This is a genomic window from Devosia nitrariae (assembly GCF_030160115.1).
GTDB lineage: Bacteria > Pseudomonadota > Alphaproteobacteria > Rhizobiales > Devosiaceae > Devosia > Devosia nitrariae.
Window position 1 is genome coordinate 47776 of record NZ_BSNS01000020.1, and the last position, 16232, is coordinate 64007.

14 protein-coding genes are annotated in these 16232 nt (G+C 63.7%); all 14 read right to left on the reverse strand.

Annotated elements, in window-relative coordinates; genetic code table 11:
* Window positions 1–8: 8 nt before the first annotated feature.
* The 14 genes from QQK18_RS17440 to QQK18_RS17505 all read right to left on the reverse strand — a co-directional run bounded on the left by QQK18_RS17440 (window position 9) and on the right by QQK18_RS17505 (window position 16216).
* Window positions 9–989: a branched-chain amino acid ABC transporter permease gene (locus QQK18_RS17440; RefSeq protein WP_284341646.1), complete on the reverse strand. Its 981-nt coding sequence runs from the start codon at window positions 987–989 to the stop codon at window positions 9–11.
* Window positions 989–1876: a branched-chain amino acid ABC transporter permease gene (locus QQK18_RS17445; protein WP_284341647.1), complete on the reverse strand. Its 888-nt coding sequence runs from the start codon at window positions 1874–1876 to the stop codon at window positions 989–991. Before QQK18_RS17445 ends, QQK18_RS17440 begins: the two co-directional genes overlap by 1 nt.
* A 60-nt stretch (window positions 1877–1936) precedes the next feature.
* Entirely contained in the window at window positions 1937–3136 is a 1200-nt protein-coding gene (locus tag QQK18_RS17450; RefSeq protein ID WP_284341648.1) for an ABC transporter substrate-binding protein, read from the reverse strand.
* 37 nt (window positions 3137–3173) lie between these two features.
* Entirely contained in the window at window positions 3174–3908 is a 735-nt protein-coding gene (locus QQK18_RS17455) for an ABC transporter ATP-binding protein (protein ID WP_284341649.1), read from the reverse strand.
* A complete protein-coding gene (locus tag QQK18_RS17460) occupies window positions 3901–4674 on the reverse strand; it encodes an ABC transporter ATP-binding protein (protein ID WP_284341650.1) in 774 nt (257 codons plus the stop codon). Before QQK18_RS17460 ends, QQK18_RS17455 begins: the two co-directional genes overlap by 8 nt.
* A complete protein-coding gene (locus QQK18_RS17465; protein ID WP_284341651.1) occupies window positions 4671–5456 on the reverse strand; it encodes a 3-hydroxybutyrate dehydrogenase in 786 nt (261 codons plus the stop codon). Before QQK18_RS17465 ends, QQK18_RS17460 begins: the two co-directional genes overlap by 4 nt.
* Window positions 5457–5617: 161 nt before the next feature.
* The gene (locus QQK18_RS17470) at window positions 5618–7042 is read right to left on the reverse strand and encodes a sigma-54 interaction domain-containing protein (RefSeq protein ID WP_284341652.1); all 1425 of its coding nucleotides are present in this window, start codon (window positions 7040–7042) and stop codon (window positions 5618–5620) included.
* Window positions 7043–7120: 78 nt separating this feature from the next.
* On the reverse strand, window positions 7121–7558 hold the full coding sequence (locus QQK18_RS17475; protein WP_284341653.1) for a DoxX family protein: 438 nt from the start codon (window positions 7556–7558) through the stop codon (window positions 7121–7123).
* 213 nt (window positions 7559–7771) lie between these two features.
* Window positions 7772–8851, reverse strand: a complete 1080-nt coding sequence (locus QQK18_RS17480) for an ABC transporter ATP-binding protein (RefSeq protein WP_284341654.1) — start codon at window positions 8849–8851, stop codon at window positions 7772–7774.
* Between the two features lie 88 nt (window positions 8852–8939).
* Window positions 8940–9821: a carbohydrate ABC transporter permease gene (locus QQK18_RS17485; RefSeq protein ID WP_379995919.1), complete on the reverse strand. Its 882-nt coding sequence runs from the start codon at window positions 9819–9821 to the stop codon at window positions 8940–8942.
* A gap of 19 nt (window positions 9822–9840) precedes the next feature.
* On the reverse strand, window positions 9841–10734 hold the full coding sequence (locus tag QQK18_RS17490) for a carbohydrate ABC transporter permease (protein ID WP_284341655.1): 894 nt from the start codon (window positions 10732–10734) through the stop codon (window positions 9841–9843).
* A gap of 62 nt (window positions 10735–10796) precedes the next feature.
* Window positions 10797–12089 carry an ABC transporter substrate-binding protein gene (locus tag QQK18_RS17495; protein ID WP_284341656.1) on the reverse strand — a complete coding sequence of 431 codons (1293 nt, stop codon included), beginning with the start codon at window positions 12087–12089 and terminating at the stop codon, window positions 10797–10799.
* An 81-nt stretch (window positions 12090–12170) separates the two neighbouring features.
* Window positions 12171–13844: an MGH1-like glycoside hydrolase domain-containing protein gene (locus QQK18_RS17500; RefSeq protein WP_284341657.1), complete on the reverse strand. Its 1674-nt coding sequence runs from the start codon at window positions 13842–13844 to the stop codon at window positions 12171–12173.
* Window positions 13845–14284: 440 nt separating this feature from the next.
* A complete protein-coding gene (locus QQK18_RS17505) occupies window positions 14285–16216 on the reverse strand; it encodes an ABC transporter substrate-binding protein (protein WP_284341658.1) in 1932 nt (643 codons plus the stop codon).
* Between the last annotated feature and the right edge of the window lie 16 nt (window positions 16217–16232).

The window sequence follows — 16232 nt, forward strand, 5'->3', positions numbered from 1 at the left end:
ATGGGTCTCTAAAGCGGCTTTTTGATCCAGCGGGCGACGACGCCGACAATGCCTTCGCGGAAGAGCAGCACGCTGACAACGAAGATGATCCCCTGCAGGATCGTCACCCATGCTCCCAACCCGGCGAAATAGTTCTGCATGGCCACGATCACCGTTGCGCCGACCAGCGGCCCGAAGATCGTACCCATGCCGCCGATCAGCGTCATCAGCACAACCTCGCCCGACATGGTCCAGTAGACGTCGGTGAGCGAGGCAAGCTGGAAGACCAGGGCCTTGGTCGCGCCGGCAAGTCCCGCAAGGGTCGCCGACATCACGAAGACGGCGAGCTTGTAGCGGTTGACTTTGTAGCCGAGCGAGACCGCGCGCGGCTCGTTGTCGCGGATGGCTTTGAGCACCTGCCCGAAGGGCGAATGGATGATGCGATAGATGGCCAGCAGACCGCCGAACACGATGGCCACAACGACAAAATAGAGCGTCATGTCGCTCGCGAGGTTGAGGAGACCGAAGAGATGTCCGCGCGGCACCGCCTGGATGCCGTCTTCACCGCCGGTGAACGGAGCCTGCAGGGCGAAAAAGAAGACCATCTGCGCAAAGGCCAGCGTCACCATGGCGAAATAGATGCCCTGACGCCTTATGGCGAGGGCGCCGATGACGAGGCCGAGCACCGCTGCGGCGGCGGTGCCTGCGAGGATGGCAAGTTCCGGTGTCAGGCCCCAGACCTTGGCGGCATGGGCCGAGACGTAGCTCGCCGAGCCGAAAAAGGCCGCGTGACCGAAGGAGAGCAACCCGCCGAACCCGAGCAACAGGTTGAGGGCCGAGGCAAAGAGCGCAAAGCACAGGACCTTCATCAGGAAGACGGGGTAGAGGACGAGCGGCGCCACGATCAGGAAGGCGAGGAGGACGCCGAAGATCACCACGTGGTGGCGTGGCGTGCCAATGGGCAGCGCCTCGGCTGCGCTCTCATAGTGGGTCTGCGTGTCGCTCGTCATCACGCGGTCCTCCCGAAGAGACCTGCGGGTTTGACGAGCAGCACCAGTGCCATGATCACGAAGATCACCACGGCCGATCCCTCGGGATAGAAGACCTTGGTCAGGCCTTCGACGATGCCGAGGCCGAAGCCGGTCACGATCGCCCCGAGGATCGACCCCATGCCGCCGATGACGACGACGGCGAAGACGACGATGATGAGGTCAGCACCCATATTGGGGTTGACCGAGTAGATCGGCGCGGCGAGCACGCCCGCGAAGGCCGCGAGCCCCACGCCGAACCCGTAGGTCAAAGTGATCATGCGCGGCACGTTGATGCCGAAGGCGCCGACCAGCGTCGGGTTTTCGGTGGCGGCACGCAGGCACGCGCCAAGCCGGGTGCGTTCGATCGCAAACCATGTGCCGAAGCAGACGACGACCGAGGCAACCACCACCCATCCGCGATAGTTGGGCAGGAACATGAAGCCGAGATTCTGCGCCCCGGTGAGTTCAGCGGGAATGGCGTAGGGCAGACCCGAGACGCCGAACCGGTTGCGAAAGAGGCCCTGGATGATGAGGGCAAGACCGAAGGTCAGGAGCAGCCCGTAGAGGTGATCGAGATGATAGAGGCGGCTGATCATCAGCCGCTCGATGACGACACCGCTCGCTCCGACGATGATGGGGACGAGCAGCAGCGCCCACCAGTAGTTGATGCCCGCATAGGTCATCAGCATCCAGGCCACGAACGCCCCCATCATGTACTGGGCCCCGTGGCTGAAGTTGATGATGTTGAGCAGGCCGAAAATCACCGCGAGGCCAAGGCTCAAGAGCGCGTAGAACGAGCCGTTGATCAGCCCGAGCAGGAGCTGGCCGAAAAGAGCCTGCGGGGGAATGCCGAGAAGCTCGAACATGGCGAGAACCTATGCGTTGGGCGGCGCCCGGAAGCTCCGGGCGCCGATGTATTGAACCTACTACTCGACCAGGGGACAGCCGCCTTCTTCAAGCGGGCGGAAGGCCTCCTCGGCGGGAATGGTCGCCAAGAGCTTGTAGTAGTCCCATGGGCCGGTCGACTCGGCCGGGGTCTTGACCTGGAACAGGTACATGTCGTGCATGTGCCGGCCGTCTGCCCGAACCGTGCCCGTACCCATCACCGGATCCTCGCTCGGATTCTCCTTCATCCAGGCCATCAGCGCTTCGGTATCCTTGCCACCTGTGGCTTCAACGGCGTTGAGGTAGTGCAGCACCGAAGAATAGACGCCGGCATGCACCATGGTCGGCTTCGAGCCACCCATCTCGGCGGAGAACCGCTCGGACCAGGCGCGGGTGTCGTCATTGAGGTCCCAATAGAAGGCTTCGGTGAGCACCAGTCCCTGCGCGGTCTCGAGACCTAGGGCATGGACATCGGTGATGAAGATCAGCAGGCCCGCCAGCGCCTGGCCCGACTGGGTGATGCCGAATTCGGATGCCTGCTTGATGGAGTTGACGGTGTCGCCGCCGGCATTGGCCAGCCCGATGACGTCGGCACCCGACGACTGGGCCTGGAGCAGGAACGACGAGAAGTCGGTGCCCGGGAACGGGTGCCGCACACTGCCGACGACGGTGCCGCCGGATTCGGTGACCACTTTGGTGGTGTTTTCCTCGAGCGAGTGACCGAACGCGTAGTCTGCAGTCAGGAAGAACCAGTCCTTGTAGCCGGCGTCGACCATGGCTTTGCCGGTGCCATTGGCGAGCGCGTAGGTGTCGTAGGTCCAGTGGATGGTTCCCGGCGCGCAGGCGGTGCCGGTCAGATCGGTGGAAGCTGCCCCGGAATTGAGGAAGATCTTGCCCTTTTCCCGGTTGATTTCATTGACTGCAAGGGCAGCCGAAGAGGTCGGCACATCGACGATTACGTCGACGCCGTCCTGGTCGTACCACTGACGGGCGATGTTCGAGGCGACGTCCGGCTTGTTTTGGTGGTCGGCCGAGACGATCTCGACGTCGATGCCCTTGTCGGCGGCCCCGAAATCCTCGACGGCCATGCGTGCGGCCACGACCGAGCCCTCGCCCGAAAGGTCGGCATAGGTGCCCGAACGGTCGTTGAGGACGCCGATCTTGATGGCGGTCTGCGCCATGGCGGAACCCGCCATCAGCGTTGTGGCCAGAGCGGCCAGTGCCAGAGTTTTCAGTTTCATCTTCGGTTCTCCTCCCGTTCGATGTTTGGCACGCCTCTCACACTCCGAGATAGGCGTGCAGTTTGCCGATGTTGGCCTCGAGCTCCTCGTTGGGGATCATGTCGATGACCCTTCCTTGCTCGACGACGTAGTGCCGGTCCGCGATCGAGGCCGCGAAGCGGAAATTCTGCTCCACGAGGACGATGGTGAAGCCGCGTGATTTGAGCTCGGACAGCGTCCGGCCGATCTGCTGGACGATGACCGGCGCGAGGCCCTCCGTCGGTTCGTCGAGCAGCAGGAACTTGGCGCCGGTCCTCAGGATCCTGGCGATGGCCAGCATCTGCTGCTCACCACCGGAAAGCTTGGTGCCTTGGCTCGAAAGCCGCTCCTTGAGGTTGGGGAACATGGCGAGCACGTCCTCGCGGCTGAGACCCCCTTGGCTCACCGTTGGCGGCAGCATCAGGTTCTCCTCGACCGAGAGCGACGAGAAGATGCCGCGCTCCTCCGGGCAGAAGGCGATGCCGGCTCGGGCTATGGCGCGCGGGGGCAGGTCGATCAGCTCGCGTCCATTGAAGCGGACGGACCCGCGCCGTTTGGCGAGGGTTCCCATGATGGCCCGCAGCGTCGTCGTCTTGCCGGCGCCGTTCCGCCCGAGAAGCGTCACCACCTCGCCTGCATTGACGTCGAAGTCGACGCCATGCAGCACATGGCTCTCGTCGTACCAGCCTTCGAGGTCGCGCACCGACAGGAACGGCGCCGTCGCAGGTTCGGTCATAGCCATCGCTTCACTCATGGCCGGCTCCGATATAGGCCTCGACCACGCGTTGGTCCTTCGAAACCTCGCCATAACTGCCTTCGGCCAGCACTTCGCCACGCGCGAGCACGGTGATGCGGTCGGAAAGGTCGGCGACGACCGAAAGGTTGTGCTCGACCATCAGGATGGTGCGGTTGGCCGAGATGCGCCGGATCAGCGCCGAGACCCGCGCCACGTCTTCCTGCGCCATGCCGGCCATCGGCTCATCGAGCAGCAGCATCTCCGGTTCCAGCGCGAGCGTGGTGGCGATCTCGAGCGCCCGCTTGCGTCCATAGGGCAGTTCCCCCGCAGCCGCATTGGCAAAGGGGGTCAGACCAACTTCCTCGATGCGAGAGAGCGCCTCCTCGTCATAGGCGGACAGCACGCGTTGTGGCCGCCAGAAGTCAAAGCTGTCGCCCCGCCGCCGCTGCAGAGCAATTCGCACGTTCTCGAGGACCGTCAGGCGCGGGAACACCGCCGAGATCTGGAACGAGCGCACGATTCCGAGCCGGGTGATGGCGGCCGGTGCGAGCGCAGTGATATCGCGGCCGTTGAAACGGATAGCGCCGGAGGTCGGCTGCAGGAATTTGGTCAAGAGGTTGAAGCACGTGGTCTTGCCGGCGCCGTTCGGTCCGATCAGGGCGTGGATCGATCCGCGCCGCACGTTGAGGTCGACGCCGTTGACGGCGATGAACCCGGCAAAGCGCTTGGTCAGCGCCTTGGCCGAGAGGATGATGTCGTCTGTTCCATTGGCAAGGCTGCTCATTTGGCCGTCCAGCCCCCGTCGATGGAAATTGCCGAGCCGGTGATCGAACGCGCGTGGTCGGTGCAGAGGTACGCCGCGAGTTCCGCAATCTCCTCGGGCTGCACGAACTGGCGTGTCGGCTGCGGCGCGAGCATCACCTCGCGGATGACCTCGTCCTCGCTGATGCCGTGCACCCGGGCCTGGTCGGCGACCTGCTTGGCGACCAGCGACGTCCATACATAGCCGGGGCAAATGGCGTTGACGGTGATGCCCTTCTCGGCGGTCTCCAGCGCCACGGTCTTGGTGAGGCCGACGACTCCGTGCTTGGTGGCCACATAGGCCGACTTGAACGGCGAGGCGCGCAGTCCATGCGCCGAAGCGATGTTGATGATACGTCCCCAGCCCCGTGCGGCCATATCGGGCACCGCGCGGCGAATGGTGTGGAAGGCTGAATCGAGGCTGACGGCGACGATCCGGTCCCAGTCGGCGGGCGGAAACGCCTCGATCGGCGCGACCTTCTGGATGCCGGCGTTGTTGACGAGGACGTCGAGCCGACCGAAGGCGCCGATCACCGCATCGACGAGGTTCGCACTCTGCGCCGCGTCTGCGAGGTCGGCGGCAAAATAGCGAACGCAAACCGCCGCGGCCTCGCCGATCTCGGCCATGGCACCGCCGGCCTCGCTCTCACTCTCGAAGCTGTTGACGGCCACGTCGTAGCCGCTGCTGGCGAATCTCCGGGCGATCGACAAGCCAATGCCGCTTGTCGAGCCGGTCACCAATGCCACTCGCCTTGGTTCGCTCACGTTTCCCAACCCTATCGCGGACCTTGTGGTCCAGTCTCGTTGGAGATCGCGTTGCAGGTTCCGTGCCAAGGCCGGTTTTCCGGCGTTTCCACGCCGCCACTGCGCGCAGGATGACCGGAAATCCGGACAACTGATATGAATGTTTCCGGGATTCCGGACAGTCAGGCGTCGATTTTGTGGCGCCGCAGCTTCTCGTAGAACTGCGAGCGCGAAACACCGAGTCGCTGCGCCGCCTCGACCTTGCGGCCATGGCTGCTGTCCAGGGCGTCGAGCAGCGCCTGCCGCTCCGCGGCCGCGAGCCTGGTGGCAAGGTCGGCTGCGCCATCGCGCCTGGATGGGTTGGTCCCCGGCAGAGAGGGCAGGGCCCGGCTGATCAGTGCCGCATCGATCACCTCGCTCGGCGCCATGGCGGCGGCGCGCTCGAGGACGTTGCGCAGTTCGCGTACATTTCCCGGCCAATCGTGCTGCTTCAGCAACGCGATCGCCTCGGGCTGGATGTTCCAGCCGTGCTGGTCGCGCGGCCGCGGTGTCTGCTCGAGCAACGCATCGCAGATCGGGCCGATGTCTTCGAGCCGGTCGCGCAGTGGCGGCACGTTTATGGTGAGGACGGCGATGCGGTAGTAGAGGTCGGCCCGGAAGGACTTGTCGGCGAGCCGCTCCTCCAGCGCCTGCGAAGTCGCAGCGATGATGCGAACGTCGACCTTCTTGACGGTGTTGGAGCCCAGGGCCTCGAACTCGCCTTCCTGCAGCACGCGCAGCAGTTTCGCCTGCAGCGCTGCCGGCATGTCGCCGATCTCGTCGAGAAAGAGCGTTCCGCCATGAGCGAGCTCGAACTTTCCCTTGCGTGGCTTGCGGTCTGCCCCGGTGAAAGCACCGGGGGCGACGCCGAAGAATTCGGCCTCCAGCAGCGCTTCGGGAATGGCGGCGACGTTGACGGCAACGAAGGGTCCATCCGCTCGGTCGGACTGCTGGTGCATGGCATGAGCGAGCAGTTCTTTGCCCGTGCCGGTTTCTCCCAGGATCAGCGCCGCCCCGTCGCGCAGCGCAAAGCGCCGCACCATTGCCTTCATATCCCGAACCGCCTCGCTGACGCCGACAAAGCTCGACAGCGAATATTTCGTCTGCCGCTCGCGCGTCAGCGCTGCCTGGGCGCGGGTGAGCTGCTTTTGCAGGTGCTCGAATTTTTCGAGAATCGGGGCGAGATAATCGACATTGTCATAGAAGACGAAGCCGATGGCACCCTCGACCCGGCCGTCCTCGTCTTTCAGTGGAATCCGGCAGACGACGAACTGGCGGTCGTCGAAGTTCATGATATCGAGAAGGATCGGGCGTCCGGTCTCGACGACGCGGCGCAAAAGCGAATGCGGGATGACCTCTTCGACCGGCAGGCCGATAGGATCGAAATCCCGCGCAAGCTTCAACAGCTCTCTATAGCGCGCGTCGATCCAGGTGATGCGCGTGTCGGCATCGACGATGATCGCGCCTTCGAAGAACTCGCGCAGCAGACTGAAGGCGCCGACCGCCTGTTCGATGGTTGCGAGGTTATGGCCCGGGGCGGGGCCGGTCGATTTCGAGCTGCTGGCCACTGGCGTCTCCTGCTGGGCGAGCAAATCGTAACCGGCCCCGCCTCGTCGGGCAATCGACACCCGACGGGCGGCAGTTGGCTAGGCTTGCGACGCCGCCGCGGCGGGAGTGCGGCCGGCACCTTGCTGGCGCAGCTTGTCGAGCGACCATGACCCACCGCCGGCGACGGCGAGCAAGAGAAAGATGAAGCAATAGAGGACCGCCGCGTCTCCGCCGTTCTCGATCGGGAAGAAGCTGCGCGGGGCATGGGCCATGAAGTAGGCGACGGCCAACTGGCCGGAGAGGGTGAAGGCGACGGGCCGGGTGAACAGCCCCAGCGCTAGAAGCGTCCCACCGACGAGTTCGATGGCGCCTGCAAACCAGAACAGGGACGGGAACGAGGGCATGAATTCGGCCGCGGGAAAGTCGAGGAGTTTTTGCGTGCCGTGCTGCAGGAGCAGCAGTGCGGCCATGATACGCAGGATGCTCAGCACCCTTGGGGCCCAGATGGTTTCGAGGCGGATCGTGTTGGGAAGCATGTGGTCTCCTGTTGGCGCGGGTGTGCGGGCTCGGCCTGGATTCCGGCCCGAACTGCACCTCGCACTCCGGATGACTCACAGGCTGCCCCCTCGGGGCAAGCTGATGGCCGCAACCTTTCTTGACTGTTGCTGTCAGATTAAATTTTGGAAAGGAGCACCCGCCGGCGCCGTTTGCTTTGCTGAGGGCACGGTGCGTGCGCCAGGCCGCCACACTCAGCCCTGGCGCTTGCCCTTCGGTCCAATCCGCTGCCCGTTCGCATCGAAATAGTGCGCCTGGTGGCCACTGATCGACAACGTTATTGGCTCGCCGTTTCGGATCCTGGCATCGCCCGGCGCCTGCACGAGGAGCCGCTCGCCCGATGCCAGCTGCACATAGACGAAAATCTCGCTGCCCAGATACTCGACCAGCGAGACCTTGCCTGGGATGGCGAGGTCGCCGCCGTCGCCGATGGCGATTTGCTCGGGCCGGATGCCAATACTGACCGGGCCCTTTGCGGGGATGCCGGTCGGGAGCTTCAGCTTGCCGATACCCGCGATCTCGGCCGCGCCGTCCGCCGTCGTTGCCTCCAGCATGTTCATTTTGGGCGAGCCGATAAATGTCGCAACGAACCTGTTGCAGGGAAAATTGTAGAGCTCGTAGGGCGTGCCGACCTGCTCGACGACGCCCTTGTTGAGCACGACGATACGCGTGGCCATGGTCATGGCCTCGGTCTGGTCGTGGGTCACATAGATCATTGTGGTGCCGAGCCGCTGGTAGAGCCCAGCCAGTTCCACCCGCATCTGCACCCGCAGTTCCGCATCGAGGTTGGACAGCGGTTCATCGAAAAGGAAGAGCTGCGGCTCGCGCACGATCGCCCGGCCGATCGCCACACGCTGCTTCTGCCCGCCCGAAAGCTGGCGCGGCTTCCTCTCCATCAGCGGCTCGATCTGCAGGATACGCGCAGCCTCGGTCACCCGTCGGGAGATCTCGTCCTTGGGCATCCTGAGGTTAGTGAGGCCGAATGCAAGGTTCTTGCGCACGCTCATATGCGGATAGAGCGCGTAGGACTGAAAGACCATCGACAGGTTGCGCTGCGAGGCGGGCAGGTCGTTGACGATCCGCTCGCCGATGGCGATGGTGCCGTCATTGATCTCCTCGAGCCCGGCGATCATGCGCAGAAGCGTCGACTTTCCACAGCCTGACGGGCCGACGAGCACCAGGAATTCGCCGGAGTTGACGGCAAGGTCGATCCCATGGATCACCGGCACGTTTCCGTAGGCTTTGACGACGCTGCTTAAAGTAACGGATGCCATCTATGCGTCCTTGAACTGGAGCGGGATGCGAAAAAGTGGGAACCGGTTTTTCGCAAAAATCCCGCGACGACAAAAAAGCCTATACGCATCATTTCATTCCGCTCATGGCGATGCCGCGGATGATGAGGCGCTGGAAGACGACGAAGAAGAGGATGATCGGCAGGATGGAGAGCACTGACATGGCGAACATCTGCCCGTATTCGGAGACGCTGTCCTGGCTGAGGAACATGCGCAGCGCCAGCGGCACCGTGTAGTCCTTGATGTCGTTGAGATAGACCAGTGGCCCGAGGAAATCCTCCCAGGTCCAGATGAACGAGAAGATCGCCGCCGTCGCCATCGCCGGAATCGAGAGCGGCAGGATGATCGCCCAGTAGATCTTGAACGGCGAGCAGCCGTCGATCATCGCCGCTTCGTCGAGTTCGCGCGGCAACTGCCGGAAGAACTGGATCATCAGGAAGATGAAGAAAGCGTCGGACGCCAGGAACCGCGGCACCACCAGCGGCAGATAAGTGTCGACCCAGCCCAGTTGCAGGAACAGCAGGTATTGCGGAATGAGGACGACATGGTAGGGCACCATCAGCGTCATCATCATCAGCGCGAACCACAGGGTCTTGCCGTTGAATTCGAGCCGCGCGAAGGCGTAGGCGGCAAACGAGCACGAGATCACGTTGCCGATGACCGAGAGCACGGTCACCACCGCCGAATTCCAGAAGAAATTAGTAAAGCTCACCGGCAGGGCGTTCCAGCCGAGGACGTAGTTCTCCCACTGCGGCTCTCCGGGCACGAGGCCGAGCTGGCCGAAGATCTGGTTGTCGGGCTTCAACGAGCTCGCCAGCATCCAGAGCAGCGGATAGATCATCACGAACGAGGCGGCGACGAGGAAGATGTGCTTGAGCGTCGCTGCGCGACGGGCACGCTTGGCCTTCGCCTCGCGCAGGGTCGCGGCGATCGCGGCAGTATCCTGGTCCATAACGGTCGCTGTCATGGCTTTAGCCCCTCTCGTTCTCGTAGTGGACCCAGTACTTACTGGTCCAGAACGCGATGGCCGTGAAGGCGGCGATGATGAGGAGCAGCACCCAGCCGAGCGCCGAGGCATAACCCATGCGGAAATAGGAGAAAGCTTCATTGAACAGATAGACGGTAAAGAACAGTAGGCTATCGAGCGGCGCGCCTGTTCCGCCAGAGATGATGAAGGCGCCCGAGAACGACTTGAACGCTTCGATCATCTGCAGCACGAGGTTGAAGAAGATGACCGGCGCCAGCAGCGGTACGGTGATGGCGAAGAACTTGCGGGCAGGGCCGGCCGCATCGATCTCGGCGGCCTCATAGAGGTCCTGCGGAATGGCGCGAAGCCCGGCAAGGAAGATCAGCATCGGCGATCCGAACTGCCAGACCGCGAGGACGATCAGCGTCCACAGCGAATAGCGCGGGTCCGAGAGCCAATAGGGGCCGTCGCCGCCGAAGAACCGCAGGACGGAGTTGATGACGCCGTTGTAGTCGAAAAGCTGTCGCCAGAGGATGGCGACCGCGATCGAACCGCCAAGGATCGAGGGCAGGTAGAAGAGCGCGCGGTACCAGCCGACTGCACGGATGCCCTTGTCGAGAAGCATGGCGACGGCAAGCGCGAAGATGAGCTTGGCCGGCACGGAGATGACGACGAAGGTGAAGGTCACCTGCATCGACTTCCAGAACCGGTAATCGAACTCGAACATGTACTGGTAATTCTCAATACCCACCCATTCGGGCGGCCGCACCACGTCGTACTGGGTGAACGACAGATAGAGCGAGGCGAGGATCGGGAAGATCGCGAGCAGGAAGAACCCGATGAGCCACGGGGCAAGAAAGACATAGGCCGGTGCGTTCTTGCGCAGGAACTTCTGCATGCATTGGCTCCAGGTTCGGTTGCGGTGGGGCCGCCGAACCAGGGCCCGGCGGCCATTGGCCATCAGCTGGCGCGACGCAGGATCGCCTCGGCCTGACGCAGGAAATCGGCGGCGGCGTCGGCGATGCTCACCTGGTCGAGCAGCACGCCGACCGCGATGCGCTCGAAGGTCTGCTCCACCTCGTTGGCGCCGCTCGGCGGCGGCGGGGGCAGGGCCATGGTCTTGCCCTGGATGTTGTCGAAGAATTCGACCGACAGCGCCTGTGCGCCCTCGAGTGTCGGCACCAGCGCCTCGCGCACCTGCGAGTTGGCGGGGATACCGCGCTCGAGCCCCAGCACCGCCGTCATCTCCGGATCGTTGACGAAGGCGTCCATGTAGGTGGTGGTCGCCTGCGCATCGACGGTATCGCGCGAGAGACAAATGAACTGGCTGGGTTGAACGATGGAGCCCGGGATCATCTCGGGCGTGTTTGGATACATCGCGGCGCCCAGCGTGTCCTGCATCAGCTCCTGCGCGCCGACCAGTTGGTTCGACCATGCATAGGATGTCGCCGACTGGCCGGTAATGATCCCCCACTGCGCCATCTCGGCCCCCACGAGGCCAGCCGAGGCCGGTCCCGGCGGGGTGGCGCCGGCATCGCGGATGTCCTTCCAGATGGTCCAGTATTCCTCGACGATCTCCTGCGTCACGCCGTAGGTGCCATCGGCCTTGTAGAGCTCGGCGCCCTTCTGGCCGACGAAGTCGGAAAAGTTCTGGTAGTCGGCGGTGTTGTCGTCGGTACCGGCAACGCCCGTGGCTTCCTTGACGGCAACGCCGATGCGCTTCACGTCGTCATAAGTCCATCCATAGGGATCGAACCCGTCGCCCGACGTGATCCCTGCCTCCTCGTAGAGGCGCGTGTTGTACATGGCCATATGCGAGTTGGCGCCGATGGAAAGGGCATAGAGCTTGCCGTCGACGGTGCCGGCCTGCAGCGCGCTTTCGTCGATCTGGGTGAGGTCGAGCGTCGAGCCGACATGGTCGTCGAGCGGCAGGATGGCGCCGCGCTGGATATATTCGAACATCACCCCATAGCCCATCTGGATGGCGTCGGCCATGTTGCCGCCGGCGATCTGGGTGGTAAGTCGGGTGAAATAGTCGGCAAAACCCAGCGTCTCGCCCACCACCTCGATGTCGGGATGCTTCTGGTTGAAGATTTCGATGACCCGGAACGTGCGTTCGTCACGATCGGGGTTTCCCCACCAGAAATGGCGGATGCGCGTCCGGTCCTGCGCGAAGGCCGGACGGCCGAACGCGGCAAGTGTCGCAGCCCCTGCGGCAGTGCCAATAAAACGTCTCCTCGTCAGTCGGCTCATGGTTTCCCTCCCTTTGAGCTACGTACATCATCGTTGTCGGTGTTCAGTCCGCCCGACCTCCCGGCGGCCATGCTTGCTCCTTCAATAGGTCGGCGGCACCAGGTCCGGCCCGTGCGCACGCACCAGGCGATCCCCCTCGAGACGCAGTTCCTCATTGGGCCCCGTGCGGAACTGAACAGTACCCTGCGGCGTCTGCAGTGGTCCCTCGATGGTGTCGGCGCTGAGGCCGACGATCGATCGGAGCGCCCCGGCGCGGTCGGTAACGACCCGCACGCCTGCCGGAGCCATAAAAAGCAACTCGCCGTCGCGAAGCGCCATGCACCCGGCCGACTGGTTGACGAGCTCGAACCGATGTCCGTCGACCGTGCGGCTATAGGCGGTTTCATGGTCGACGAACCGATGCTCGCCCGCCTCCGGCACCAGCCCGTTGAACCAGAGCTCGCCATCGGGCCTCGGCACTATGCCGCAGAGCCGCTCGACGAAATCCAGGAGGCAAAGGATCGCCGGCGAATAGGCCTCGGTGAACCCTTCGCGACCGGTGAAAGGATGGAGCGTCTGCGCGAACCGCTGCGAGCGGAAGAGGGCGGCGAGCGTCGGCTGCATCACCCAGGTCAGTTCCACATGCCGGCGATGGTGCTCGAAGGCGTGCGGCGCGCGGATGAGGCTGAGGAAGTTCGTCGGGCCGCACCAGCTGTTGTAATCGAACGCCGGGTCGAACCGCGGATCGTCGAGGGCGATCGAGGTGAACGGGTATTTGGCAAAGAACTTGCGCGTATTGAGCAGGTATCGTTCCAGCGCTTGCGCGAAGAAGGCGTCGTCGCCGATTTCGCAGGCCAGCACCCGCAGCAGCACGTCCGACTGCACCTTGACGAACCGCCCCAGCCGATCGCGATCATAGAAGAAATTGTCCTCGGCATCGAAGCACTGCTCGTGAAGCGCTGCTTGGCTACGCTTCGCCTTCTCTCGCCATTCGGTGCCATCCCCACCCAGCTCCTCGGAGATCATTGCCAGATACCCTCGCTGGCAGGCGATGTTCGCCGTCAGGTCCGGCGCGATCAACGGCAGGATCGGGTTGTGCCGGTTCCAAAGCGCTGGGTCGTTGCCATAGGGTGAATCCGGCACATGCCAGAACCGCGCCGAAAGGTCGTGGCCGGTGTCATAGGCGCAGAAGGCCTCGACGCCGCCGGTGCCACGCGTATCCCGGTGGCCGGCGAGCCACGCATCATGCCATGCCATGGCCGCGTACATACGGGATAGGAACGACCGGTCGCATCCGTTGAGCAGGTAGTGGTTCCAGACCGACCGGGCCAGCGGCGTCACCATCTGGATCTGCGAGAAGGCTGGTCCGCCGGCGGTAAGCTTATAGGGAAAAAGCCCATCCTCGCGCTGATGCTCGGCAAAGCCCGCGAAGGTCGCCTGCGCCACCGAAGGCACAAACCGCGACAGCAACTCGGCGTTGATGGTGCCGGTGCTTTCGAGCCAGCAGCCGAGATAGATGCCACCCTCGTTGAGGATCGGAGTGTCGCTGGCCGCTGGCCGGATGCAGGCGATAAGCTCGCGCATCGCATCGTAATAGCGCGCTTCCATCTGCGGCGAGGAAGCAGCAAACTTGACGCCCGCGGCTAGGAACTCGTCCAGCACCGCAGCGTCCACCTCCGATTGCGGAGCACCGACCCGGCTGGCGGGATCGGTTGCGCGCAGTTGCTCGAGGAGACCCGCCGACATGCGCATGGCGGGCTCAGGCTTTCCGGCCATGTGGCCAGGTGCCGAAATGCATCGCCTGCGTGTCAGGACGCTTGATCATGCCTTGCCGGCTCCTCCCTTGCACACACAACCGTGGCCCCGTTTGGTCGCGGCTCGAATGGTCGGCGGATGAATGGAGAAGGGCAAACCCGTCCATCAACCGCGACCGCACAGTTGAGTTCTTCGACGGGTTCCTCAGAAGGTCGAAACAAGCACCGGCCCGTTGGTTTTCGGTCAGGCTGGCGAAGTTCCGCGTAGCGCACGCTTTACCGACATACCGTGGCTGGGCTCGAGGCCCATGACGTGTCTCCGGCCGATCCTGGGGAATTTGGTCCCGCTCAAGACGGCGCAATGTTTGTGCGGAACGTTCAGGATGTCAACGACAATCTTCCATACCAGATGGGGTGGACAGTTTGAGCGGACCCGTTGCCGGGTCCGCTCGGGGAGGAACGCTAATCGGCCGCAGCCGGCTCCAGCTGGGCGTTGATGAACTTGAAGTTCGACCACCACCACCAGGGGCCTTCATAGTAATTGTCGGCCGAAGGATAGTTGGTCCAGTAGGTCTCGTTGACCGGCACGAACTTGGAGGTGCCGAACATCTCGATCACCGGCAGGCCCTCGACCAGTTCCTTGAGGATGTCGGTGCCCAGCGGCACGATCCGTTCGTCATCGGCCGGGATCGCGCGGAGCTCGTCGATAAGGGCGGAGAGCTCCTCGTCGACATAGCGGCCTTGGTTGTGCGAGGCGGGGGTGCCGTTCTCGCGCACATAGTCCTTGTGCCAGGCCTCCATACGCACGAACAGATCCGGCGTGATGGCGCAGGACGAACCCCAATAGGAGCCGACCTCGTAGTTGCCGGTGTTCTCGGCGGTAAAGAACGCGCCCGCCTGCATCTGCTGCACGTTCGTCGGAATGCCGAACTGCGTCCATTCGTTGGCGACCGCAAAGGCCAGGCGCTGTGACTGCACCTCGAAATCGGCCGGAGCGAGGATGGTGATGGTGAACGGCGTTCCGTCCGGCTTCTTCCACTGGCCGCCGTCATTGGTGAAGCCGGCATCCTGCAGGAGCTTGGTGGCCTGCTCGGGGTCGTGCTTCCACCAGCCGACGCCGAGCAGCTCACGCAGCGCCTCCGGATCCTCCGGAATCCCCTCGACGCCTTCCGACCGCAGTTGCTCGCCGAGCCGGATCGCATAGTCCGGATCGAACGGCTTGTAGCCATCTTCGAGCGTGAACTCGGCCAGCCACTGCGACATCGGCTGGTGGTAGGTGTCCATCAGGACGCTGGTCGGCGGAATGGCGAGCGGGGAGGCACGCATCATGCCCGAGAAGGTAGCGATGCTGGCCCGTTGCGCATTGATGGCAAGCGCCAGGCCCCAGCGGGTCTGCGGATCGTCATAGGGCGCGATCGAGGTGTTGAAATGGATGCCGCGCTCGCACGGGTCATCGAGATTGGCATAGGGGAAGTCGGTGAACCAGCCGCGCACCTTGTCGTTCTGATTTCTGAGGATGTCGAGGCTTTCCGGCGAGATGTCGGTGAGGATGTCGATGTCGTTGGAGGCCATCGCCAGCACCCGCCGCTCCTCGGTGCCGTAGCTGCGGAAGAGCACGTATTGCGGCTTCGGCTCGCCGATCATCTGGCCGACTTCGGTATTCTGCCAGTCCTCGCGTTTCTCCCACAGGAACCAGGTGCCGTTCGGATCGTGGTCCATGTACTTGTAGGCGCTGATCGTCACCGGCGGGAAGTTGGCGAAGGTCGCCGGGTCCTCGTTCTCCCAGATGTGCTTGGGCACTACGTGGAAGGCGTTACCGTAGATAACCGACCCGAGGACGATCGAGAGGCGCGGTGTCGGGCGTGTGGTCTCGATCTCGACCGTATGGTCGTCGACCTTGGTCACCGAAGCGATGGCGTCGATGAAGGCGGCGCTGTAGGCGAGCGCCGGCGTATCGCGGATCATCTCGGCGGTGAACACCACGTCGTCGGCGGTGAAGGGCTCACCGTCGCTCCAGGTCAGCCCCTCGCGCAGCGGAACGCGGAAGCGGGTGAAGTCTTCGTTGAGCGCCTCCGGCATCTCGGCGGCGAGCCCGGGTATCTGCGTACCGGCGGCCGTGTCGATGTCGTAGAGCTGCGAGAGGGCGAGCTGGTGCATGCCGTGGTTCACGGTCACACCCTGCTGGTACATGTTCATGTTGGTCGGGTTGCCGACGCGGGCATTGAGCATGTCGACGATCAGCGTTTCGGCCCGCGGCGTGCCGACGTCGGTCATCTCCTGGGCGAATGCTGCCGGGGCGTAGCCGGCAAGCATCGTGCCGCCAAGTGCGGCGGCCATGCCGAGCGCCAGCAGTGTGCCTCTGGCGCGCTTGTCGTTTCGGGGGTCTCTGGTCACGTTCTCCTCCTGGGTG

Bases quoted from the DNA above. Each gene is read 5' to 3' on its own strand.
- QQK18_RS17440 (WP_284341646.1), bottom strand. From the start codon at position 989: ATGACGAGCGACACGCAGACCCACTATGAGAGCGCAGCCGAGGCGCTG.
- QQK18_RS17445 (WP_284341647.1), bottom strand. From the start codon at position 1,876: ATGTTCGAGCTTCTCGGCATTCCCCCGCAGGCTCTTTTCGGCCAGCTC.
- QQK18_RS17450 (WP_284341648.1), bottom strand. From the start codon at position 3,136: ATGAAACTGAAAACTCTGGCACTGGCCGCTCTGGCCACAACGCTGATG.
- QQK18_RS17455 (WP_284341649.1), bottom strand. From the start codon at position 3,908: ATGAGTGAAGCGATGGCTATGACCGAACCTGCGACGGCGCCGTTCCTG.
- QQK18_RS17460 (WP_284341650.1), bottom strand. From the start codon at position 4,674: ATGAGCAGCCTTGCCAATGGAACAGACGACATCATCCTCTCGGCCAAG.
- QQK18_RS17475 (WP_284341653.1), bottom strand. From the start codon at position 7,558: ATGCTTCCCAACACGATCCGCCTCGAAACCATCTGGGCCCCAAGGGTG.
- QQK18_RS17480 (WP_284341654.1), bottom strand. From the start codon at position 8,851: ATGGCATCCGTTACTTTAAGCAGCGTCGTCAAAGCCTACGGAAACGTG.
- QQK18_RS17485 (WP_379995919.1), bottom strand. From the start codon at position 9,821: ATGGACCAGGATACTGCCGCGATCGCCGCGACCCTGCGCGAGGCGAAG.
- QQK18_RS17490 (WP_284341655.1), bottom strand. From the start codon at position 10,734: ATGCAGAAGTTCCTGCGCAAGAACGCACCGGCCTATGTCTTTCTTGCC.
- QQK18_RS17495 (WP_284341656.1), bottom strand. From the start codon at position 12,089: ATGAGCCGACTGACGAGGAGACGTTTTATTGGCACTGCCGCAGGGGCT.
- QQK18_RS17500 (WP_284341657.1), bottom strand. From the start codon at position 13,844: ATGGCCGGAAAGCCTGAGCCCGCCATGCGCATGTCGGCGGGTCTCCTC.